The sequence below is a fragment of the Streptomyces sp. NPDC032198 genome (assembly GCF_040636975.1).
Classification (GTDB): Bacteria; Actinomycetota; Actinomycetes; order Streptomycetales; family Streptomycetaceae; genus Streptomyces.
This window is the reverse complement of the sequence record NZ_JBEZVL010000001.1, coordinates 258,906-281,501: the sequence shown is the minus strand read 5'-3', so window position 1 is coordinate 281,501 and position 22,596 is coordinate 258,906. Positions and strand designations below refer to the sequence as shown.

The 22,596-nt window shown below is 69.8% G+C and carries 17 protein-coding genes; 6 read left to right on the top strand and 11 right to left on the bottom strand.

The annotated features are described in order from the left end of the window. Positions 1 to 48: 48 nt before the first annotated feature. From AB0E78_RS01350 to AB0E78_RS01310, 9 genes are all read right to left on the bottom strand, one after another. On the bottom strand, positions 49 to 765 hold the full coding sequence (locus AB0E78_RS01350; RefSeq protein ID WP_361826658.1) for an ABC transporter ATP-binding protein: 717 nt from the start codon (positions 763 to 765) through the stop codon (positions 49 to 51). After that, positions 762 to 1,631, bottom strand: a complete 870-nt coding sequence (locus tag AB0E78_RS01345; protein WP_361826655.1) for an ABC transporter ATP-binding protein — start codon at positions 1,629 to 1,631, stop codon at positions 762 to 764. Before AB0E78_RS01345 ends, AB0E78_RS01350 begins: the two co-directional genes overlap by 4 nt. A 3-nt stretch (positions 1,632 to 1,634) precedes the next feature. Next, positions 1,635 to 3,479, bottom strand: coding sequence for a branched-chain amino acid ABC transporter permease (locus AB0E78_RS01340; protein WP_361826652.1), 1,845 nt, complete (start codon positions 3,477 to 3,479; stop codon positions 1,635 to 1,637). A gap of 5 nt (positions 3,480 to 3,484) precedes the next feature. Further along, positions 3,485 to 4,414 carry a branched-chain amino acid ABC transporter permease gene (locus AB0E78_RS01335; protein ID WP_361826650.1) on the bottom strand — a complete coding sequence of 310 codons (930 nt, stop codon included), beginning with the start codon at positions 4,412 to 4,414 and terminating at the stop codon, positions 3,485 to 3,487. Between the two features lie 152 nt (positions 4,415 to 4,566). Beyond that, a complete protein-coding gene (locus AB0E78_RS01330) occupies positions 4,567 to 5,814 on the bottom strand; it encodes a branched-chain amino acid ABC transporter substrate-binding protein (RefSeq protein ID WP_361826648.1) in 1,248 nt (415 codons plus the stop codon). 255 nt (positions 5,815 to 6,069) lie between these two features. After that, complete coding sequence (locus AB0E78_RS01325) at positions 6,070 to 6,747, bottom strand: Tat pathway signal sequence domain protein (protein ID WP_361826645.1); 678 nt, start codon at positions 6,745 to 6,747, stop codon at positions 6,070 to 6,072. Next, the gene (locus tag AB0E78_RS01320) at positions 6,738 to 7,109 is read right to left on the bottom strand and encodes a hypothetical protein (RefSeq protein WP_361826642.1); all 372 of its coding nucleotides are present in this window, start codon (positions 7,107 to 7,109) and stop codon (positions 6,738 to 6,740) included. The genes AB0E78_RS01325 and AB0E78_RS01320 overlap by 10 nt, the downstream gene beginning before the upstream one ends. 63 nt (positions 7,110 to 7,172) lie before the next feature. Further along, entirely contained in the window at positions 7,173 to 7,646 is a 474-nt protein-coding gene (locus AB0E78_RS01315; RefSeq protein ID WP_361826640.1) for a hotdog fold thioesterase, read from the bottom strand. 58 nt (positions 7,647 to 7,704) lie between these two features. Beyond that, positions 7,705 to 9,972, bottom strand: coding sequence for an FdhF/YdeP family oxidoreductase (locus AB0E78_RS01310; RefSeq protein WP_361826638.1), 2,268 nt, complete (start codon positions 9,970 to 9,972; stop codon positions 7,705 to 7,707). 122 nt (positions 9,973 to 10,094) lie between these two features. Here AB0E78_RS01310 and polA point away from each other — a divergent pair, with 122 nt between their 5' ends. The 5 genes from polA (at position 10,095) to AB0E78_RS01285 (ending at position 17,262) form a co-directional block, all read left to right on the top strand. Beyond that, complete coding sequence (gene polA / locus AB0E78_RS01305) at positions 10,095 to 12,836, top strand: DNA polymerase I (protein WP_361826635.1); 2,742 nt, start codon at positions 10,095 to 10,097, stop codon at positions 12,834 to 12,836. Positions 12,837 to 13,126: 290 nt separating this feature from the next. Further along, positions 13,127 to 14,044: a hypothetical protein gene (locus AB0E78_RS01300; RefSeq protein WP_361826632.1), complete on the top strand. Its 918-nt coding sequence runs from the start codon at positions 13,127 to 13,129 to the stop codon at positions 14,042 to 14,044. Between the two features lie 137 nt (positions 14,045 to 14,181). Next, a complete protein-coding gene (locus AB0E78_RS01295; RefSeq protein WP_361826630.1) occupies positions 14,182 to 15,897 on the top strand; it encodes a lytic transglycosylase domain-containing protein in 1,716 nt (571 codons plus the stop codon). Between the two features lie 200 nt (positions 15,898 to 16,097). Then, a complete protein-coding gene (locus tag AB0E78_RS01290) occupies positions 16,098 to 16,232 on the top strand; it encodes an SPW_0924 family protein (protein WP_361826627.1) in 135 nt (44 codons plus the stop codon). Between the two features lie 37 nt (positions 16,233 to 16,269). Then, the gene (locus AB0E78_RS01285) at positions 16,270 to 17,262 is read left to right on the top strand and encodes a DUF3068 domain-containing protein (RefSeq protein WP_361826625.1); all 993 of its coding nucleotides are present in this window, start codon (positions 16,270 to 16,272) and stop codon (positions 17,260 to 17,262) included. Here AB0E78_RS01285 and hrpB read toward each other — a convergent pair. Both hrpB and AB0E78_RS01275 read right to left on the bottom strand, forming a co-directional pair. Continuing rightward, positions 17,252 to 19,777, bottom strand: coding sequence for an ATP-dependent helicase HrpB (hrpB, locus tag AB0E78_RS01280; RefSeq protein ID WP_361826622.1), 2,526 nt, complete (start codon positions 19,775 to 19,777; stop codon positions 17,252 to 17,254). The two genes, AB0E78_RS01285 and hrpB, sit on opposite strands and share 11 nt — an antisense overlap. A gap of 4 nt (positions 19,778 to 19,781) precedes the next feature. Continuing rightward, positions 19,782 to 20,612 carry a class I SAM-dependent methyltransferase gene (locus tag AB0E78_RS01275; protein ID WP_361826619.1) on the bottom strand — a complete coding sequence of 277 codons (831 nt, stop codon included), beginning with the start codon at positions 20,610 to 20,612 and terminating at the stop codon, positions 19,782 to 19,784. Positions 20,613 to 21,011: 399 nt separating this feature from the next. Between AB0E78_RS01275 and rpsA the strand changes: the two genes are divergently transcribed. Then, positions 21,012 to 22,535 carry a 30S ribosomal protein S1 gene (gene rpsA, locus AB0E78_RS01270; protein WP_361826617.1) on the top strand — a complete coding sequence of 508 codons (1,524 nt, stop codon included), beginning with the start codon at positions 21,012 to 21,014 and terminating at the stop codon, positions 22,533 to 22,535. The last annotated feature ends 61 nt before the right edge of the window (positions 22,536 to 22,596 follow it).

Sequence of the window (22,596 nt, the reverse complement as noted above, 5' to 3'; positions counted from 1 at the left end):
CGCACCCCGAAGCCGGGGTGCGGGCCTTCTCGCACGTCAGTGAACCGTTCAGTCCTCGCCGAGGTACGCCTTGCGCACGGACTCGTCGTGCAGCAGGTCGTTCCCCGTCCCGGAGAGGACGATCTTGCCGACTTCCATGACATGACCGTGGTCGGCGAGCGAGAGCGCCGCCTGGGCATTCTGTTCGACGAGCAGAATCGTGGTGCCCTGGGACTTCAGCTCGGCGATGGTCGCCATGATCTTCTGCATCATGATCGGCGAAAGGCCCATGGAGGGTTCGTCGAGCATGAGCAGTTTCGGCTGGGACATGAGTGCGCGTCCCATGGCGAGCATTTGCTGTTCGCCGCCGGAGAGTGTGCCCGCTGCCTGCTTTCTGCGTTCCCCGAGAATGGGGAAGAGTTCGTAGGCGCGCGCGATGTCCTTTTCGATGGCGGCTTTGTCACTGCGTAGATATGCGCCGAGTCGCAGATTGTTCTCGATCGTCATGCGCGGGAAGATGTGCCGGCCTTCGGGGGAGTGTGCGAGGCCGAGGGCGACGATCTGGTCGGCGCGGTATTTCCGCAGTGCTTTCCCGTTGAATTTGATGGAGCCGCCGACCGGCTTGAGCAGTCCGGAGAGGGTGCGCAGTGTGGTGGTCTTGCCTGCGCCGTTCGTGCCGATCAGCGTGACGACCTCGCCGGCCTCGACCTTGAAGGAGATGCCTTTGACGGCTTCGATCTTGCCGTAGGCGACCTTGAGGTCCTCGACTTCGAGCAGTGCGGTCATCGGCTGGTCTCCTCGTCGCCCGTCGCGTCGGCTTCCGTGCTGCCGGGGGCACCTTCGAAGGGTTCGCCCAGGTAGGCGGCGATGACGCGGTCGTCCTGCTGGACGGTTTCACTGTCGCCCTCGACGAGTTTCTCGCCTTGGACGAGTACGGCCACGCGGTCGCACAGGTTGAAGATGAAGCGCATGTCGTGCTCGATGACGAGGACGGCGATGCCCATGTCGCGGATGGCGAGGACGAGTTCCTCGGTGGCGCGGGTCTCCTGCGGGTTCATGCCGGCGGTGGGCTCGTCGAGGAGGAGCAGGCCGGGCTCGCTCGCGAGTGCCCTGGCGATCTCGAGCTTGCGCTGTTCGCCGTAGGGGAGGTTGCGGGAGAGGTGTTCTGCCTTCTCGGCGAGGCCGACGAACTCGAGGAGTTCGAGGGCGCGGGCTTTGGACTTGGCTTCGGCCTTGTGGAAGCCGGGGCCGCGCAGGAGGGCGGACCAGAGGCCTTCCTTGGTCCGTGTGTGGCGGCCGACGAGGACGTTCTCGAGGACCGTCATGTTGGCGAAGAGGCGGATGTTCTGGAAGGTGCGGGCTACGCCGGCCGCGGTGACCTTGAAGGATTTGCTGGGCAGGACCTTGCCCTTGTACCGGACTTCGCCCTCGGTGGGGATGTAGAGGCCGGTGAGGCAGTTGAAGAAGGTGGTCTTGCCGGCGCCGTTGGGGCCGATGAGGCCGACGATCTCGCCGCTGTTGACGGTGAGGTCGACGGAGCGTACGGCGGTGAGGCCGCCGAACCGCATCGTGACGCCCTTGGCGTCCAGGACGGTTTCCCCGGCGGGTGTCGCGGCGGGGCTGTCCTTGCTGGTGGTGGTGTCGGTGGTCATGGCTCAGGCCCCTGTCTTGCTGAGGACTGTGGGTGGCGGCGTGTCGCCTGGGGCCAGTTCGGCCTCGTGGAATTCGAGCTGGCGGCGGCGGTTGGGGATGAGGCCTTCGGGGCGGAAGCGCATGAGCAGTACGAGTGCGAGGCCGAAGGCGAAGAGCTGGTAGTCGCCGAGGAACGACAGTTTGCTGGGGATGAGGTAGAGCAGTGCCGCGCCGACGAGGGGTCCGCTGATGGTGCCCATGCCGCCGAGGACGACGGCGGCGAGCAGGAACGCCGAGTTGGGCGGGACCGTGTTGGCGAACTGGTACTGCTCGGGGGTGACGGTGTAGGTGACGTGCGCCTGCACGGTGCCGGCGAGTCCGGCGAGCGTGGCGCCGAGCGCGAAGGCGATGAGCTTGACGCGGAAGCCGTTGATGCCCATGGCGAGCGCCGCGGTCTCGTCCTCGCGGATGGCGACCCAGGCGCGCCCGATGCGGGAGTCGCCGCTGCGCCGGAAGACCAGCACGACGACGAGGGTGATGAGCAGCATCAGGAAGAAGTAGTTCGCGAAACGGCCGATGGCGACGCCGAGGATGGTGTGCTCGATGCCCAGGTCGAAGCCGAGGATCTTGAGGTTCGGGATCGAGGAGATGCCGTTCGAGCCGTTGGTGATGTCCGGACCGGACGTGCCGTCGGAGTTCATGGCGACGAGCCGGAAGATCTCTCCGAAGCCGAGGGTGACGATGGCGAGGTAGTCGCCGCGCAGCCGCAGGGTCGGTGCGCCGATGAGTACGCCGAAGATGAGCGATGCGCTCGCCCCGACGAGGATCGCGCCCCAGAACGGCAGGTGGACGTCGAAGGGCGAGGACGGTGAGCCGGAGACCATGGATGCCGCGTAGGCGCCGACGCCGAGGAAGGCGACGTATCCGAGGTCGAGGAGGCCCGCGAGGCCGACGACGATGTTCAGGCCGAGCGCGACGGTGGCGAAGATGAGGATGTAGACGCCGATGGTGGCGTACTGGTCGTCGCTCTGCGTGAACGGGAAGGCCGCGGCGGCGGCGAAGGCACCGGCGAGTGTGATGTTGCGGTGCCGTGCGGTGTACGTGGAGACCTGGGCGACGAGCCCTGCCTTGGACAGCGCGGCGAAGCTGAACGCGACGGTGACGAGGAAGCCGATGAAGAGCTCGTCGTACTCGGTGCCGATGCCGTAGGTGAAGACGAGCAGGCCCACGGCGAGTGCGGCGATGATGACGAGGATCTCGAGGTAGCTGGGCAGCTTGCGCGCGGTGGGCGGGGCCTCGGCGGCGAAGGCACCCTTGAAGATGATCATGGCGTTGCGCGCGCGGTGCTTGAACTGCTCGCCGCCGGTGTCCTCCGTGTCGACCGCGTAGGTGTGCGGCCGTACGAAGGGCAGGGCGAGGGCGCCGACGAAGGCGCCGAGGGTGGCGATGGCGGCGACCCAGCCGCCGGGTTCGAGGTTGGCGAGTCCGCCGAGCTGGTAGCTGATCGAGAGGACCGTGTACCAGGTGGTGACGAAGGCGGCGAGTGCCGCGTACTTCAGGGCCGCGTCGGCTCCGGCGGGGGCGAGGGCGCGTGCGCCCTTGATGCCGTAGGAGGCGAGGCCGAAGACTGTGGTGAGGATGCCGGCGATCAGGACGAGCACCTGGAGGCCGCCGGGGTAGCCGTAGACGGTGAGGTCGCCGGGGAATGCGGCGGTCCAGGTCCATGCCATGAACGTGGAGACGATGGTGAGGATGCCGCCGCCGGTGGCCAGTGCGCGGGCGGGGCCTTCGGGGATGGCGATGAGGCCGGTGGTGGTGTGGTTCTGCTTGGGGGTGGGCGCGTCGGCCGCGGTGGTCTGTGTGGTCATGGTTGTCACGCCCTGTCCGCGACGCGCTCGCCAAGGAGACCTTGTGGCCTGACGAGGAGTACGACGATGAGGAGTACGAAGGCCCAGACGTCGGCCCAGGACTGCCCGCCGAGCTGGCTCATGCCGGGGATGTCGTTCATGTAGGCGGTGGCCATGGCTTCGGCGATGCCGAGGACGAGGCCGCCGATCATGGCGCCGTAGATGTTGCCGATGCCTCCGAGTACGGCGGCGGTGAAGGCTTTGAGGCCCCAGAGGAAGCCCATGCGGAACTGGACTTCTCCGTAGCGGAATCCGTAGGCGACGGCGGCGATGCCGGCGAAGGCGGCGCCGATGGCGAAGGCGACGACGATGACGCGGTCGGTGTTGACGCCCATGAGCTTGGCGGTGTCGGGGTCCTGTGCGGTGGCTTGCATGCCGCGTCCGACGCGGGTCTTCATGACGAACCAGCCGAGGGCGAACATGCAGATCGGGGCGGTGATCAGCAGGAAGATGTCGCCGGGCTGGATGGTGATGGACCCGAGGTGGATGGAGTCGCCGGGCATTTCGGGGAAGGTGCGGGACGATTTCGCGTTGGGGTACCAGGCCCAGACGGCCTGCTGCAGTGCGAGCGAGAGGCCGATGGCGGTGATGAGGGGTGCGAGGCGGGGTGCGCCGCGCAGGGGGCGGTAGGCGAAGCGTTCGGCTCCGACCGCTATGAGGGTGGAGACGATGACGGCGCCTATGAGCATCAGTGGCAGTGCGAGCCACATGCTGGTTCCGCCGGGCAGCCACAGCCAGACGGTGAGGGCGCCGAAGCCGCCGACCATGAAGATCTCGCCGTGGGCGAAGTTGATGAGCTGGACGATGCCGTAGACCATTGTGTAGCCGATGGCGATCAGGCCGTACATGGATCCCAGTAGCAGGCCGTTGACCAGCTGTTGCGGCAGTTCGTGCACCGCAGGTCCTCCGAGTCTTTCGGTGTCGTTCGGCCTGCGTGCGGTGGCGGTGGGCCTCGCTGGCCGTACGGCTTAGGTGACGGATGCGACGCCGCGCGGGGCGCTGCAAGAGGCAGCGCCCCGCGCGGTGGTGTCGTGGGCTGCGGGGTGGATCAGCCGGTGAACGTGCCGGATTCGACCGGCTTCCAGCCCTTGGCCGGGTCCTCGGTGGACTTCACCTGGTACACGGTGAGTTGCTTGTTGGTGGCGTCGCCGTACTTGTCGAAGGAGACCTTGCCGGTCACGCCGTCGAACGAGACGCCCTGCATGGCGTCGACGATCTTGGCGCGGGCGTCGTCGGGCAGCTTGCCGTCGTTGTCGTCGACGACCTTCTTGACTGCTTCGATGATCGCCCAGGCGGAGTCGTAGGAGTAGCCGCCGTAGGCCTCGTAGGCCTCCTTGTAGCCGGCCTTCTTGTAGTTCGCGATGAACTCCTTGGCGGACGGCAGTTCCTCGACGGGCTGGCCGACGGAGGTGGCGTAGTCGCCCTTGCCTTCCTTGCCGGCGAGCTTGACGAAGTCGGCGCTGTAGATGCCGTCGCCGCCGACGAGCGGGATCTTGGCCCCGGCCTTCTTCATCTGCTTGCTGAGGGGGCCTGCCGCGGGGTACTCGCCGCCGTAGTAGACGACGTCCGCGTCAGAGTTCTTGATCTTGGTGGCGACGGCGCCGAAGTCCTTCGTGTCCGGGTTCACGTGCTCGGTGCCTGCGACCTTGCCGCCGAGCTTGGTGAACTCGTCCTTGAAGGTGGCGGCGAGGCCGGCACCGTAGGTCTTCTTGTCGTCGACGACGAAGACCTTCTTCTTCTTCGCCTTGTTGTACAGGTACTGCGCGGCGAACGGGCCCTGGATGGCGTCCGTGGTGGCCGTACGGAAGTAGGCCTTGTACGGGCGTACCTTCTTGCCGCCGTTCCAGTCCTGGCCCTGGGTCATGGCCGGGTTGGTGTTGGCGGGGGAGACCTGGACGAGCTTCGCGTCGTCGAAGACCTTCTGCATCGACTCGCCGACGGAGGAGTTCAGGGGGCCGACGGCGCCGAGGATTTCCTTGTTGGCGACGAACTTGGTGGCGTTGGTCTGGCCCGATGCGGGCTGTCCCTGGTCGTCTGCGGCCTCCACCTTGAAGGTGATGCCGTCGACGAGCTTCTTCTCGTTGGCCTGCTTGGCGGCGAGCTGCACGGAGTTGCGGATGCCGAGGCCCAGCGCGGACAGGTCGCCGGTCAGTGGCGCGTCGACGCCGATGACCACGGTGGTGCCGCCGCCCCCGGCGTCATCCTTGTCCTTGTCGTCGCGTGAGCCACAGGCGGTGAGGGTGAGTGCCCCCGCGGTGAGTGCAGCGGTGATGGCTATGAGCGAACGTTGACGCACGATCAGTCCTTTCCCCTGGCACGGCCGTCCCCTGTTGGGTGGCCGAGTCGAGCGCAGAACCGAACTGACAGGAATCCGGTGGGCGCGGTGACTGGCCGTGACTCTAAGGGGCGCTTTGTTCCTGGTGGAGTGGTCAGGCCAAAGGTGTGACGCTCTTGTTATGCCACGGAGTATTCCGGGCTGGAACTCAGGGGGCGGTTGGGGCGGAATAAGCCATCTTCGGTGCATCCCGCATGCTGAGAACTTGCAGGACTGTCAGGGTGTTTTACTCATGACATCAGTGTTCGGGGGGCATGCGGCTGTCAGGGCCCTGGAAAGATCTTTTGCGTACCTCTCACCGAGGATGAAGCTCTGCAGCTGCTTTGCGCGCACATTACGCAGTGTTACGACCAGGAAAGGGAGTCCGGCATTCCGTTGCACATTTCCGCATTCGCGAATGTGCATCGTGATGCGTGCCGTCCGAGGGCTTCCCGTTTTCACGTCGAATGGGGTATGGGGCGTGACGGTGACCGACAGCGCCTCCGACGGCTGCGTGATCCGTCTGACGGCCACGGGCGGCCCCGAGTCCTGGCTGACGGAGACGGTGAAGCTGAACGTGGCGTCACCGGCCTGTGGGTGCGTCATGTCGCCCCTGTAGGTCACGGCCACGGTCTGCGACGGGTAGAGGGGTGGCGGCGGCGCCGGGGGCCGGGGGCGCGTCAGATAGAGGCTGAGCCCGGCGGCCCCGACGACCACGGCCGTGGCGACGGCCAGGGCGGTGCGGCGGTGCCGGGTGAGCAGCGGGCGGGGCCGTACGGGATGGACGGTGACCTGGTCCAGATCCTGGCTCTGACCTTGGCCCTGGCCCTGGCCCCGGCTCTGGTCCGTGGCGGCGGCGCCGGTGTCGTAGGTGTTGTCGCCGGGCTCGATGGGACCGATGGCGTTCACACCCACGGCCCGCCGCTCGGCTGCCCGTGGCGGTAGCGCTTCGCGCACCGCTCACGGGCCTCCCGGGTGAGCAACTTCCGTCCCGCGTCGGCCCCGTGGCGGCTGCGCTCGGCGCGGGCCAGGTCGAGGGTGTCCCGCAGGATCAGGTACTGCCCGTTGGAGAGGCCCATCGACTGGTAGTCGCCGTAGGTCTCCTTGCCCGAGTCGTAGATCTGCCGCCCCCACTTGGTGATCAGGGCCGTGCAGAGGTCCTTGGGGGAGGTCGTGGCGGGGGAGGGGTCGGGGGAGTCGGCGGGAGGTGAGCTCCCGCATCCGGCGGCGACGAGGGCGGCGAAGGCGAGCGCACAGAGCGGTTTCCGGTGCCTCATGCGCTGACGCTAGACCGGCGCCCCACGCTCCGACAATGCGTAGGGCGCCCGCCCTCAACCGTCTTATCCGGCGGAGCCGTTGGGCTCCACGTCGCGCAGCAGGCAGGTGAGCCGCGCGGTGCACACCCGCTTGTCCTGCTCGTCGGTGATGACGATCTCGTACGTCGCCGTGGAGCGGCCCCGGTGCACGGGCGTCGCCACGCCGGTGACCAGGCCCGAACGCGCGCCGCGGTGGTGCGTGCAGTTCAGGTCGACGCCGACGGCGAGCTTCTTGCTCCCGCCGTGCAGCATCGAGCCGACCGAGCCGAGGGTTTCGGCGAGCACCGCGGACGCGCCGCCGTGCAGCAGGCCGTACGGCTGGGTGTTGCCCTCGACCGGCATGGTGCCCACGACGCGCTCGGCGGAGGCCTCGACGATCTCGACGCCCATCCGGTTGCCCAGGTCGCCCGCGGAGAAGAGGGCGGGCAGGTCCACGCCCAGCGCGGCGTACTCGTCGATGACCTCTTGCGGGAACTTCACGCTGTGCTGCTCACCCATCGGGCCCGGCTCCGTTCGTCGTCCTCACCAGTCGCTGAGCGAACGCTCAGTCGGTGCCCTATTGTTCCAGGCGCACGACGACGGACTTGCTGGCGGGGGTGTTGCTGGTGTCGGCGGTCGCGTCCAGCGGGACCAGCACGTTCGTCTCCGGGTAGTACGCCGCCGCGCAGCCCCGGGCCGTCGGATAGTGCACGATCCGGAAGCCCGGCGCGCGCCGCTCGACGCCGTCCCGCCACTCGCTCACGAGGTCGGCGTACGACCCGTCGGCGAGGTTCAGCTCACGGGCGTCATCGGGGTTGACCAGGACGACCCGGCGGCCGTTCTTGATGCCTCGGTAGCGGTCGTCGAGGCCGTAGATCGTGGTGTTGTACTGGTCGTGCGAGCGCAGCGTCTGCAGCAGAAGACGCCCCTTCGGCAGGTCGGGGAACTCGACCGGCGCCGCGGTGAAGTTCGCCTTGCCGGTGGCCGTGGGGAAGCGGCGCTCGTCGCGCGGGGCGTGCGGCAGGGCGAAGCCCGCCGGGTCGGCCACCTTGGCGTTGAAGTCCTCGAAGCCGGGGATCACGCGCGCGATGCGGTCGCGCACCGTGGCGTAGTCCTTCTCGAACTCCTCCCAGGGCGTGGCCGAACCGGCGCCGAGGACGCGGCGGGCCAGGCGGCACACGATGGCCGGCTCGGAGAGCAGCTGCGGGCTCGCGGGCTCCAGACGGCCGCGCGAGGCGTGCACCATGCCCATGGAGTCCTCGACGGTCACGAACTGCTCGCCACTGCCCTGGAGGTCCCGCTCGGTGCGCCCGAGCGTGGGCAGGATCAGCGCACGCGCGCCCGTGACGACGTGCGAGCGGTTCAGCTTCGTCGACACATGGACGGTCAGCCGCGCCTTGCGCATCGCCGCCTCCGTCACCTCCGTGTCGGGCGACGCCGCCACGAAGTTGCCGCCCATCGCGAAGAACACCTTCGCCTTGCCGTCCCGCAGCGCCTCGATCGCCCGGACGACGTCCAGGCCGTGCTCGCGCGGCGGCGCGAAACCGAACTCCTTCTCCAGGGCGTCGAGGAAGGCCGGCGCGGGCCGCTCGAAGATGCCCATCGTGCGGTCGCCCTGCACGTTCGAATGTCCGCGCACCGGGCACACGCCCGCGCCCGGACGGCCGATGTTGCCGCGCAGCAGAAGGAAGTTGACGACCTCGCGGATGGTCGGCACGGCGTGCTTGTGCTGCGTCAGGCCCATCGCCCAGCACACGACGGTGCGCTTCGAGGCGAGCACCATGGCGAGCGCTTCCTCGATGCGCTCGCGCGTGAGGCCGGTCGCGGCGAGGGTCTCGTCCCAGTCGGCGCCGCGCGCGGCCTCGGTGAACTCCTCGTACCCATGGGTGTGTTCGCCGATGAACTCCTCGTCGACCGCGCCCTCCGTCTCCAGGATGAGTTTGTTCAGGAGACGGAACAGGGCCTGGTCGCCGCCGAGGCGGATCTGCAGGAAGAGGTCGGTGAGGGCGGTGCCCTTGAGCATGCCCTGCGGGGTCTGCGGGTTCTTGAAGCGCTCCAGGCCCGCCTCGGGCAGCGGATTGACCGTGATGATCTTCGCGCCGTTGTTCTTCGCCTTCTCCAGGGCGGAGAGCATGCGCGGATGGTTCGTGCCCGGGTTCTGCCCCGCGACGATGATCAGATCCGACTTGTAGAGGTCCTCCAGGAGGACGCTGCCCTTGCCGACCCCGATGGTCTCCGTGAGCGCGGAGCCGGACGACTCGTGGCACATGTTCGAACAGTCGGGGAGGTTGTTCGTGCCCAGCTCGCGGGCGAACAGCTGGTACAGGAACGCCGCTTCGTTGCTGGTGCGGCCCGACGTGTAGTAGACGGACTCGTCCGGGCTGTCCAGGGCGGCCAGTTCCTCGCCGACGATGTCGAAGGCCCGCTCCCAGGAGACGGGTTCATAGCGCTCGGCGCCCTCCGCCAGATACATGGGGTGGGTGAGGCGGCCCTGCTGGCCCAGCCAGTACCCACTGCGGGTGGCGAGGTCGGCCACGGGGTGCGCGGCGAAGAAGTCGGGCGTGACGCGCCGCAGCGTGGCCTCTTCGGCGACCGCCTTCGCGCCGTTCTCGCAGAACTCCGCCGTGTGCCGGTGCTCCGGCTCGGGCCAGGCGCAGCCGGGGCAGTCGAAGCCGTCCTTCTGATTGACCCGCAGCAGGGTCAGCGCCGTGCGGCGCACACCCATCTGCTGCTGGGCCATGCGCAGCGAATGCCCGATGGCGGGGATGCCCGCCGCGGCGTGCTGGACCTCCGCGACCTGCGGCGCGTCCTGGACCGGATCACCCTTGGGCGACTTCCTTGCCATGGTCGGCTCCCCTTCGAGCACGTGCGTGAGCTATGTCTCCGATCCTCCCACGTGCCGCTGACGGCGCGGTCGCGGGTGAGGGTTGGGCCTGAGTGTCAGTGGGGCGTGGCAGGATCGGGGACGTGGCAGAAAAAGCAGCGCAGAAGAAGTCCCAGACCGCGACGAAGCCCAGTGGCGAGCAGCGTCCGCGCCTGCTCCTCATGGACGGGCACTCCCTGGCCTACCGGGCGTTCTTCGCGCTGCCCGCGGAGAACTTCACGACCGCGACGGGCCAGCCGACGAACGCGATCTACGGCTTCGCGTCGATGCTGGCGAACACCCTGCGCGACGAGGCGCCCACGCACTTCGCGGTCGCTTTCGACGTGTCGCGCAAGACGTGGCGCTCCTCGGAGTTCCCGGAGTACAAGGCGAACCGCTCCAAGACCCCGGACGAGTTCAAGGGCCAGGTCGAGCTGATCGGCGAGGTGCTCGACGCGATGAACGCGGTGCGCTTCGCGGTGGACGGCTTCGAGGCGGACGACGTCATCGCCACGCTCGCCACCCAGGCGGAGGCGGCCGGATTCGACGTCCTGATCGTCACCGGCGACCGTGACTCCTTCCAGCTGATCACCGACCACGTGACGGTGCTGTACCCGACCAAGGGCGTATCGGAGCTGACGCGCTTCACCCCGGAGAAGGTCGAGGAGAAGTACGGCCTCACGCCCAGCCAGTATCCGGACTTCGCGGCCCTGCGCGGCGACCCGTCCGACAACCTCCCGGGCATCCCCGGAGTCGGCGAGAAGACCGCCGCGAAGTGGATCAACCAGTTCGGCTCCTTCGCGGACCTCGTCGAGCGCGCCGAAGAGGTCAAGGGCAAGGCCGGGCAGAACTTCCGCGACCACCTGGACGCGGTGAAGCTGAACCGCCGCCTCACGGAGATGGTGCGCGACGTAGAGCTCCCCAAGGAGGTCACCGACCTGGAGCGCGCTCCGTACGACCGCACGGCCCTCGCCATGGTCCTGGACACCCTGGAGATCCGTAACCCCTCGCTGCGCGAGCGGCTGCTCGCCGTGGACCCCGGCGCGGAGGAGGCCGAGGAGACCCCGGCGGAGCCCGGCGTCGAGCTGGACGGCACGGTGATCGGCGCGGGCGAGCTCGGCCCGTGGCTCGCCGAGCACGGCAAGGCGGTCCTCGGCATGGCCACGGTCGACACCTGGCAGCTCGGCACGGGCTCGGTGACCGAGGTGGCCCTCGCGGCGGCTGGGGGAGCGGCGGCCTGGTTCGACCCGGCCCGCTTGGACGAGTCGGACGAGAACGCCTTCGCGGCTTGGATCGCAGACCCCAAGAAGCCCAAGGTCCTGCACAACGCCAAGGCCACGATGCGGGTCTTCCCCGAGCACGGCTGGACGGTGGACGGCGTCACCATGGACACGGCGCTCGCCGCGTACCTGGTCAAGCCGGGCCGCCGCTCCTTCGCCCTGGACGCCCTGTCCCTGGAGTACCTCGGCCGGGAGCTGGCGCCCGCGTCGGCGGCCGAGGGCCAGCTCGCCTTCGGTACGGAGGAGGACGACCAGGCCGAGGCCGACGCGCTGATGTCGCAGGCCCGCACGATCCTCGACCTCGGCACTGCCTTCGGCGAGAAGCTGCCTGAGGTCGGCGCGGGCGATCTCCTGACGGACATCGAACTGCCGACGTCCACCCTCCTGGCCCGCCTGGAGCGGCACGGCATCGCGGCGGACCGCGCCCATCTCGAGGCGATGGAGCAGCAGTTCGCGGGCGCGGTGCAGCAGGCCGTGAAGGAGGCACACGAAGCGGCAGGCCACGAGTTCAACCTCGGCTCGCCCAAGCAGCTCCAGGAAGTCCTCTTCGGCGAGCTGAACCTCCCCAAGACGAAGAAGACCAAGACCGGCTACACCACGGACGCGGACGCCCTGGCCTGGCTCGCGGCCCAGACCGAGAACGAACTGCCGGTCATCATGCTGCGCCACCGCGAGCAGGCGAAGCTCCGCGTCACGGTCGAGGGCCTGATCAAGTCGATCGCCGCGGACACCCGCATCCACACGACCTTCAACCAGACGGTCGCGGCGACGGGCCGTCTGTCCTCCACCGACCCGAACCTCCAGAACATCCCCGTCCGTACGGACGAGGGCCGGGCGATCCGCCGCGGCTTCGTGGTGGGCGAGGGCTTCGAGTCCCTGATGACCGCGGACTACAGCCAGATCGAACTGCGCGTGATGGCCCACCTCTCCGAGGACGAGGGCCTCCTTGAGGCGTTCGGCTCGGGCGAGGACCTGCACACCACGGTCGCCTCGCAGGTGTTCGGCGTGGAGGGCTCCGCCGTCGACGCCGAGATGCGCCGCAAGATCAAGGCCATGTCGTACGGCCTGGCGTACGGCCTCTCCGCGTTCGGCCTCTCCCAGCAGCTGAACATCGAGGCGGGCGAGGCCCGTGCGCTGATGGACACGTACTTCGAGCGGTTCGGCGGCGTGCGCGACTATCTGCGCCGAGCCGTCGACGAGGCCCGTGCCACGGGCTACACGGAGACGATGCTGGGCCGCCGCCGGTATCTCCCCGACCTCAACAGCGACAACCGCCAGCGCCGCGAGATGGCCGAGCGGATGGCCCTGAACGCGCCCATCCAGGGCACGGCCGCGGACATCGTCAAGATCGCCATGCTGAACGTGCACCGCGCCCTGACGGAGGCGAAGCTCGACTCCCGCATGCTGCTCCAGGTCCACGACGAAATCGTCCTGGAGATCGCTCCGGGCGAGCGCGCCAAGGTGGAGGAGCTCGTCCGCCGCGAAATGGCGGGCGCGGCGTCGCTGCGGGCTCCGCTGGACGTATCGGTGGGCGTGGGCCCGGACTGGGAGTCCGCCGCGCACTAATCCACCCACCGCGGACCCGGGGCTGCGGCGGCGGCCCCGGGCCCGCGGTGCATTTCAGCCCCTCCAGCGTTCTGTATTTCAGCCCCTCCGGCTGAGGAGCGGGGCCTGGGGCGGAGCCCCCGGGAGGGTGCCCGCACACGGCAGGGGGATGTGAGGTCTGGGGCGGAGCCCCAGGAGGGTGCCCGCACACCGCAGGGGAAGCGCGCCCCCCGTAGGCCCCCGGCCAGACCCCTCACTCGCGTGGCCCCCGCCCCCGAGCCCCGCCAAGGCGCCCCGGCCACGATGACCGCATGGCCCTTCACCTGCGAAAGTGCCGCATAGCGATAGCCACGGCACTGGTCAGCACTCTCCTCAGCCCCCTCCCCGTAAGCGCCGCCAGAGCAAGCACGGCGCAACGCGCGGCCTTCTGCACGGCCCGCAGCGACTCGCCCCTCGCCGCCCAGCTCTCCCGTGACATCCGCGCCGTCCTCACCGCCCGCCGGGGCACCGTCGCCGTGGCCCTCCACGACCCCGCCACGGGCCTCAGCTGCGCCCTCGGCAGCAGCTACCGCTACGACACCGCCAGCATCGCCAAGGTCATGATCATGGAGGTCACCCTCCGTCGCGCACAGGACTGGGGCCGCGGGCTCACCGCCTGGGAGCGCCGCAAGATCCGCCCCATGATCACCCGCTCGGACAACACCGCGGCCCGGCGCCTCTGGGCCGACCTGGGCCGGCCCTGCATCGCCCGCTTCCTGGGCCGCGCGCTGCTCGGCCCGACCTCACGCGCGTACGGCCTGAAGCAACTGAACGATGTGCGGCGCGACCAGCGCTGGGGCGTGCCCGCCGGAATGCCGCGGGGCACCAAGGCGTACATCAAGAACGGCTGGCTGCCTCGCTCCACGCACGGCTGGCGGGTGCACAGCATCGGCGCGTTCACCAAGGGGAGGACCAAGGCGGGGAGCAGGACCGGGGCCGGCACGGCGAACAGTCGCGACCGCGACCGCACGTACCGCATCGTTGTTCTTTCACACGACAACCCCACGATGAAGTACGGAGTCCGTACCATCGAACGCGTTGCGCAAGCCGTGCACCGCGCCCTCAACAAGGGGCGTGCGGCAGGGCAGGAGCTCACCCCGGAGAACGAGATCAGCGAAGTGGCCGACGGCTCGGCCCCGGCCGGTGCCCCGCCCGAGGCCCCACCCGAACAGGACACGGCCAACCGGTGAAAATCGGGCACGAACGGGTGTCTGGGCGCCGGAAGTTGTCGTAGTGTCGCCTGAGTCGGCCCGCTGGGGAGCACAACGGGGAGCAGCACAGAGCGGGCGGCGACACGCACAGTCGTCAAGGGGAGGGGATCACGGTCATGGCGCCGGTATTCGGCAGGCGGTTGCGCAGAGGAGCGGTGACCACCGCGGTGGCCGCGGCAGCGGTGGCCGCGCTCGCGGCGTCCCAGGCCCCGGGCGTGACGGACGTCCCTCGCGACGAGCGGACGGGGGCGTCCGGCTCCACGCCGCCACCGGAGGACTCCGCGACCGGCAACTCCCCCTACTACACCGACCTGCCGCCCCTGAAGACCCCGGTCCCGCCGACCGGAGCGCCCACCGGCAGCGACGAGAAGACCGACGCGGGACTCCCGGCCACCGTCCTGGACGCGTACAAGAAGGCGGAGGCGTCCCTGGCCACCTCCAAGCCCGGCTGCAAGCTCCCCTGGGAGCTGCTCGCCGCGATAGGCCAGGTCGAGTCCGGCCAGGCGCGTGGCGGTCGCGTGGACGCGAACGGCACGACGAACGCCCGGATCCTCGGCCCGGTCCTGAACGGCGACGGCTTCGCCAAGATCACCGACACCGACGGCGGCGCGTACGACGGCGACAAGACGCACGACCGCGCGGTCGGCCCCATGCAGTTCATCCCCTCGACGTGGGACACCTGGGCGCAGGACGGCAACGCGGACGGCAAGAAGGACCCGAACAACATCTACGACGCAGCGCTCGCCGCGGGCAGCTACCTCTGCGCGAGCGACCGCGATCTGTCCGTCGAGGCCGAGCTGCACAAGGCGATCCTCAGCTACAACCACTCGACGGACTACCTGAACACGGTCCTGTCGTGGCTGGAGCACTTCCGCAAGGGCACGCACGAGATCCCCGACGGCACGGGTGACCTGCCGGGTGACCGCAGCGACGGCAACGGCCCGGGTGCGAGCCCGAGCCCCACGCTGACGCCCACGCCCCCGGCGTCCGGTTCGCCCTCGCCGAAGCCGCCCAAGTCCGGCGACGACAAGCCCTCGAAGCCCTCCAAGCCCTCCAAGCCCGGCCATGGCAGTGGCAGTCCGACCACGCCTCCGTCGGGCGGCGACGGTGGCACCGGGACTCCCAAGCCCCCCTCGCCCACCGACCGGGTCGCGAGCCTGAAGGACGCCGGCACCGGCAAGCTCACCGCGACGGCGGGCGACGCCTTCGCCGAGCGCGTCGAGGTGCGTGCGCAGTCCACGTCCGGCGCGGGAGTGGCCAAGGCCAAGGTGAAGTTCACGATCGTCGGCGACACCGACGCGCGCTTCCCGGGCGGCGCCACGAGCGTGACCGTCACCACGAGCGCCTCGGGCAAGGCCACCGCCCCGGCGCTCAAGTCAGGTGAGAAGACCGGTGACTTCAAGGTCCGGGCCACGGTCGTCGGCCGCTCGCTGCCCGGCCTCGCCTACACGGCGACGGTCACCGCGCGTCAGGCCGATGCCCTGGCCAGGACCAGCGACAAGGCGCTGACCTGCGCGCCGGGCGGGGAGTTCGCCGACCAGGTCGAGGTCAAGGCGACGTACAAGGGGAAGGCCGCCGACCGCGTGGCGGCCACCGCCACCATGATCAAGTCGGCGGCGGACGCCACGGCCAACGACAAGGGTCCGTACTTCAAGGGCGCGGACGGCAAGCCGGTCCGCACCCTCAAGGCCCTGAAGACGGACGCGAACGGCGTGCTCAAGCTCCCCAAGATGTACGCCGACGACGCGGCGGGCACGTATCTGCTCCGCGTCACCACCGAGGGCGGCGCGACGCTCACGGTCGAACTGAAGGTGGCGGCGCCCGCGGCCTAGCCCCAGGCAGCCTCCGCACCGCAGGCATTGCAGGCACAGCACGCATAGCACGCACAGCACGCACCACATAGGAACGCCCCCTGCGCCCGCCCGGCGCAGGGGGCGTTCGGGTGTGTGCAACGTGTTCTCATCTGGCCGTCGCGTTGCTACGGTGCCCCAGCCCTGACGCCCTGTCAGTTCCCCGCCTCGGGAGGATCCGCATGCGCGCTCTCATTGCCGCCGCGACCGGTCTTGCCGTCGCCCTCGCCCTGGTCATGACGATCACGGCGATCGGCGCCCCGCCCGGCGAGACCTCGCCCGAGCCGCTGCTCACCACCGTCCCCAAGCACCCCTGACCGTCAACCGCCCGTCTCCGTAGGGAGGGCCGCCGCGATGCGCCGCAAGGCAAGCCTGATCCTGCTCGCCTTCGCCGTGTTCTTCACGGCGATGTCCCCGCTCATGCGCTGGTACGCCTTCCCGCGGCTCGCCAAGATCCCGCCGAGCCAGTACCAGGAAGCGGTGCTCGAGGCGAAGAACCCGACGCTCATCGACTACGGCACGATGCGGGCCAAGAAGATCGACAAGGTCACCATCGTGCAGACCCTCAAGGGCAACGTGGAGGCCTCCGAGAAGATCGAGAAGAGCGCCGACCGCGACGTCGTCGTCTGGGACGCCCTCTCCTACGTGCAGGACGGCGACGGCAAGATGGTCTCCAAGGTCCCCGAGCGCTACATCTTCGACGCGCACAGCCAGGAACCGGTGCACGCCACGGGCGAGATGGTCGACGGCGACCCGGTCAAGCGCGAGGGCATCGAGTTCAAGTGGCCCTTCCTGACCGAGAAGCGCGACTACGAGTACTTCGACGCGCAGGCCCGCGTCACCAAGCCCATCCACTACAAGGGCACGCGGACGTTCCGCGGCGTGGAGGTCTACTACTTCGAGCAGACCATCCCCTGGACCAAGGTGCCCTTCCCCAAGACCATGCCGGTCAAGGGCATCACTCCGGAGTCGCTCGCCAAGACGGGCACCACCCGCTGGTACACCACCGTCCGCAAGTTCTGGGTCGACCCGACCACCGGGGCGCCCGTGTACGGCGAGGAGATCCAGAGGAACGAGCTGCGGGGCGGCACGCTCCTGGGCGACCGCGACAAGGTCACCGTCTTCGCCGGCCACGTGAAGATGCGCGAGGACTACATCAAGGACACGGTCGCCCTGGTGAAGTCCCAGCGCGTCCTGGTCCTCCTCATGACGGCCTACCTCCCCTGGGGCTTCCTCGGCCTCGGCCTGCTCCTGCTGGCCCTCTCCCTCTGGCTGGAGGCCCGCGGCCGCAGGCCGGGCGACCCGGAGGCCACGGCGGCGCCCGAGCCGGAACCGGTCAACGCCTGAGCCGCGCGTTGGTGAACCGCGTCGCCCGGGCGGCCGCCGGATCCTCCGGCCACGGATGCTTCGGGTACCGCCCGCGCAGCTCGGCCCGCACCGCTCGGTAGCCGTCCCGCCAGAAGGAGGCGAGATCGGCGGTGACCGCGGCGGGGCGGCCTGCGGGGGAGAGCAGGTGCACGAGGACGGGTACGGCGCCGTCCGCGACGCGCGGGGTCTCGGCCAGCCCGAACATCTCCTGCAACTTCACCGCGAGGACGGGCTGTTCGGGGTCGGCGTAGTCGATCCGGATCCTGGACCCGCTGGGCACCGCCACCCGCTCCGGGGCGAGCGCGTCGAGCCGGGTGGCCTCGCCGGTCGCCCACGGCAGGAGCCGGTTGAGGGCCTGGCCCGCGTCGATGCGCCGCAGGTCGGCCCGGCGCCGCGCCTTCGACAGCTCGGGCTCAAGCCACTCGTCCACGCGCGCGTGCAGGGCGCTTTCGGAGACGTCGGGCCAGGGCGCCCCCAGATGCCGGTGCAGAAACGCGAGGCGTTCCCGCAGCTCCCGAGCACTCTGGGACCAGTTCAGGAGTGCGGTCCCTTCCTCCTTGAGCCCCGCCAGGAGCCCTTCCCGTACGAGTCCGGGGGCGGGCTTCTTGAGGGGCCGCACCGTCAGCTCCACGGCACCCAGCCGCTCGACGTGCCGCGCGACGATGTCCCCGTCGGCCCAGGCGACCTCGTCCCCTTCCGTGTACAGCGGCGCCGCCGCGCTCCGGGCGACGTCCTCGTCGATGTGCCCGCCGAGCAGCACGCGCGCGTGCCCCGCGCCCACCGGCCGGTCGGCCACGGCCACGGCGATCCACTCCGCACCGGTCAGCGCGGACCCCGGCCGCACCTCGGCACGGGTCCCGTTGACCATGAGGTACGTCCCGTCCCCACGCGCCTGGGCGACGCGCTCGGGGAAGGCGAGCGCGGCGACGATCCCGGCGGCGCGGTCGTCCCCGGGTCCGGCCTCGCGCCCGTCTCCGGTGCCGGTACCCGCTGCCGACGTCAGGCGCCGTACCTCCGTGCGCCACCGCGCCGCGTACCCGTCCTGGCCCCGCCGGGCGGCGCGCCAGGCCGCCGCGAGGTCGTCCCCGTACTCACGCGGCGGCTCCTCGCTCAGGAGGGCCACCACCTCGGCCGCGCGGCGCGCCCCCACGAGCGGGACCGCGTCGAGCAGGGCACGCGCCAGCCGCGGGTGCAGCCCGGCCCGCGCCATCCGTGCGCCCCGGTCCGTGACCCGCCCCGACCCCGGGGACACCGCCCCGACCGCCGTCAGAACGGCACGCGCCGCCGCCATCGCCCCACCCGGAGGCGGGTCGAGCAACGCCAGCCCGGAGGCGTCAGGATCCCCCCAGCAGGCCGCCTGCAGGGCGAACGCGGCAAGGTCGGCCAGCTTGATCTCCGGCGCCGGAAAGCGCGGCAGACGGGCGTCCTCGGCCTCCGCCCAGCACCGGTACACGGCCCCCCGCGCCTCACGCCCCGCACGACCGGCCCGCTGCCGGCCCGACGCCTGCGAAGCCCGTACCGTCGCCAGCGCGCTCAGCCCGCGCGCGTGGTCGACTCGGGGCTCACGCGCGAGCCCCGAGTCGACGACCACCCGCACCCCTGGCACCGTCAGCGACGACTCGGCCACCGAGGTCGCGAGGACCACCCGCCGGGTGCCGTCCGCCGAACCCGCGAGCACCGCGTCCTGCACCGCGGCGGGCGCACGCCCGTGCACCTGAAGCACCTCCGCGGAGGCGCCCCCCAGCTGACCCGCCACCCGCGCGATCTCCCCCACCCCGGGCAGGAAGCACAGCACGTCCCCGTCCCGCTCGGCGAGCGCCCGCCGCACCACCGACGCCACATGCGTGAGCAGCGCCGGATCCACCCGCATCCCGTGCGGCGGCCGCACCGGGCGTGCGGGCGGCGCCCAGACCACCTCGACCGGATGCGAGACGCCCTGGGCCTCCACCACGGGCGCGTCCCCGAGGATCCGCGCCCACCCCTCCGCGTCGGTCGTCGCGGACGCGGCCACCAGCCGCAGCTCGGGCCGCAGCGCCGCCCGCACGTCGACCAGGAACGCCGCCACGGTGTCCGCGTCCAGATGCCGCTCGTGACACTCGTCGATGATCACCACGTCGATACCGGTCAGCTCCTGGTCCCGCTGCAGCCGCTGCAACAGGACACCCGTGGTGACGACCTCCACGCGTGCGCGTGGACCGACCACACGCTCACCGCGCACCGTGTAACCGACGCTCTCCCCGACCTTCTCGCCGAGCAGCCACGCCATCCGGCGCGCGGCGGCCCGGGCGGCGATGCGCCGCGGCTCGGCGACCACCACACGCCGTACGGGCGCGTCCCCCAGCAGCCCCGCCAGGGCCAGCGGCACCAGCGTCGTCTTGCCCGTACCGGGAGGCGCGCACAGCACGGCGCTGCCCGGCCCCTCCAGAGCGGACCGCAGCGCGGGCAGCGCACTGCGGACGGGCAGGTCCAGGGCTTCGTTACGGAGACGGATCACGCACTCAGTCTCGTACGCAGACGAAGATCGCCGACCCCGGGATCAGATTCCCGCGCAACGGGGACCAGCCGCCCCACTCCTGGGTGTTCCACGCGGGCCACTCCGGCTCCACCACGTCGGTGAGCCGGAAACCGGCGGCCACGATGTCCCGCACCCGGTCGCCGAGCGTGCGGTGGTGCTCCACGTAGACGGCGTTTCCGTCCTCGTCCTGCTCCACATAAGGAGTGCGGTCGAAGTACGAGGCCGCGACCGAGAGGCCCTCGGGGCCCGGCTCGTCCGGGAACGCCCAGCGGATCGGGTGCGTCGCCGAGAACACGAACCGGCCGCCGGGCCGCAGCACACGGTGCACGTCCTTGAGGACGCGCACCGGATCGGCGACGAACGGCATCGCCCCGTACGCGGAGCACGCGAGGTCGAAGCTGCCGTCGGCGAACGGCAGCGCTCCCGCGTCCGCCTCCACCAGCGGCACCCCGCCACCGATCCGCAGCGCGTGCTGGAGTTGCCGGTGGGAGAGATCGAGGGCGACCGGACGCGCGCCCTGCGCGGCGAGCCAGCGCGAGCACTGCGCGGCACCCGCGCCGATCTCCAGGATGTCCTTGCCCTTCAGCTCCTCGGGCGGACCGAGGAGCTCGGCCTCCACCTCGTCGAGCCCTTCGGGACCCCACACGAAACGGTCGTCACCCAGGAAGGTGCCGTGCTCGATCTGGTAGTCGTCCGCGTTCCTGTCCCACCAGCCGCGATTGGCGCGACTGCTCTCCGTGACATTCGCGTCACGGCGGGTGGCTTCCGGTTCGGGCGTCTCGGGCAGCTCGGACTCTTGGATGATCGGCTCCATCGTCGTACTCTTCCGTCTGGCTTGGCGCGGCTCGTCGCAGCGGGATGGTGGCGGGGCGGTCCGCAAGCGGTCGCGACAGGGTGCTGTGCGGCCCATGTGGCCTTACGCGACAGCATTTGTGCCGGGTATGCGGCGTTCCGCCCCGGGTGTGCGCCTTCGCGCATTGACCCTGTCCGGCTGCCCCCGTATGCTACAAGTTGCGCTGCGAGCCTGCCGTCCTCAGACATAGCAGGGTGCGCTCGCATCTGTTGTATGTCCCCTCGGTTGTCGAGGCGCCTTCCGTTTCTTCGGAAACTCAGGAATCGGCGCTTCCAAGGCTGTCCGGCTTCTTCAGAGCGAAACCGGTTCCGGCGCTAGCAGTACCTACGACTCACTGTCCGTACCGGAGCCCTTTCCCACATGACGAGCAGCACCGAGACCACCTCTACCACGCCGCAGGTAGCGGTCAACGACATCGGTAACGAGGAAGCTTTCCTCGCCGCGATCGACGAGACGATCAAGTACTTCAACGACGGCGACATCGTCGACGGCGTCATCGTGAAGGTCGACCGGGACGAGGTCCTGCTCGACATCGGTTACAAGACCGAAGGCGTCATCCCGAGCCGCGAGCTCTCCATCAAGCACGACGTCGACCCGAACGAGGTCGTCGCGGTTGGTGACGAGATCGAGGCCCTGGTTCTCCAGAAGGAGGACAAGGAAGGCCGTCTGATCCTGTCCAAGAAGCGCGCTCAGTACGAGCGTGCCTGGGGCACGATCGAGAAGATCAAGGAAGAAGACGGCATCGTCACCGGTACCGTCATCGAGGTCGTCAAGGGTGGTCTCATCCTCGACATCGGCCTCCGAGGCTTCCTGCCGGCTTCCCTCGTCGAGATGCGCCGCGTCCGCGACCTCCAGCCCTACGTGGGCAAGGAGCTCGAGGCCAAGATCATCGAGCTGGACAAGAACCGCAACAACGTGGTCCTGTCCCGCCGTGCCTGGCTCGAGCAGACCCAGAGCGAGGTCCGCCAGACCTTCCTCACGACCCTGCAGAAGGGCCAGGTCCGCTCCGGCGTCGTTTCCTCGATCGTCAACTTCGGTGCGTTCGTGGACCTGGGCGGCGTCGACGGTCTCGTGCACGTCTCCGAGCTTTCCTGGAAGCACATCGACCACCCCTCCGAGGTTGTCGAGGTCGGCCAGGAAGTCACCGTCGAGGTTCTCGACGTGGACATGGACCGCGAGCGCGTGTCCCTGTCGCTCAAGGCGACGCAGGAAGACCCGTGGCAGCAGTTCGCCCGCACGCACCAGATCGGGCAGGTTGTTCCCGGTAAGGTCACCAAGCTCGTTCCGTTCGGTGCGTTCGTGCGCGTCGACGAGGGCATCGAGGGCCTGGTCCACATCTCCGAGCTGGCCGAGCGCCACGTGGAGATCCCGGAGCAGGTCGTCCAGGTCAACGACGAGATCTTCGTCAAGGTCATCGACATCGACCTCGAGCGTCGTCGGATCTCGCTGAGCCTCAAGCAGGCCAACGAGTCCTTCGGTGCCGACCCGTCGGCCGTCGAGTTCGACCCGACCCTGTACGGCATGGCCGCGTCGTACGACGACCAGGGCAACTACATCTACCCCGAGGGCTTCGACCCCGAGACGAACGACTGGCTCGAGGGCTTCGAGACCCAGCGTGAGGCTTGGGAGGGTCAGTACGCCGAGGCGCAGACGCGCTTCGAGCAGCACCAGGCCCAGGTCATCAAGTCCCGCGAGGCGGACGCCCAGGCCGAGGCCGAGGGTGCTGCGGCTCCCGCGTCCTCGTCCGGCACCCCGGCTGCCGGTGGCAGCGGCGGTGGCGGCGGCGGTTCGTACTCCTCGGAGTCGGACGACAACTCCGGCGCCCTGGCGTCGGACGAGGCGCTTGCCGCTCTGCGCGAGAAGCTGGCCGGCGGCCAGAGCTGACCGCGCGCCGCTCTCTCTAGGCGGTAGCTGAACGCTGCGGGCCCGCATCTCTTCGGAGGTG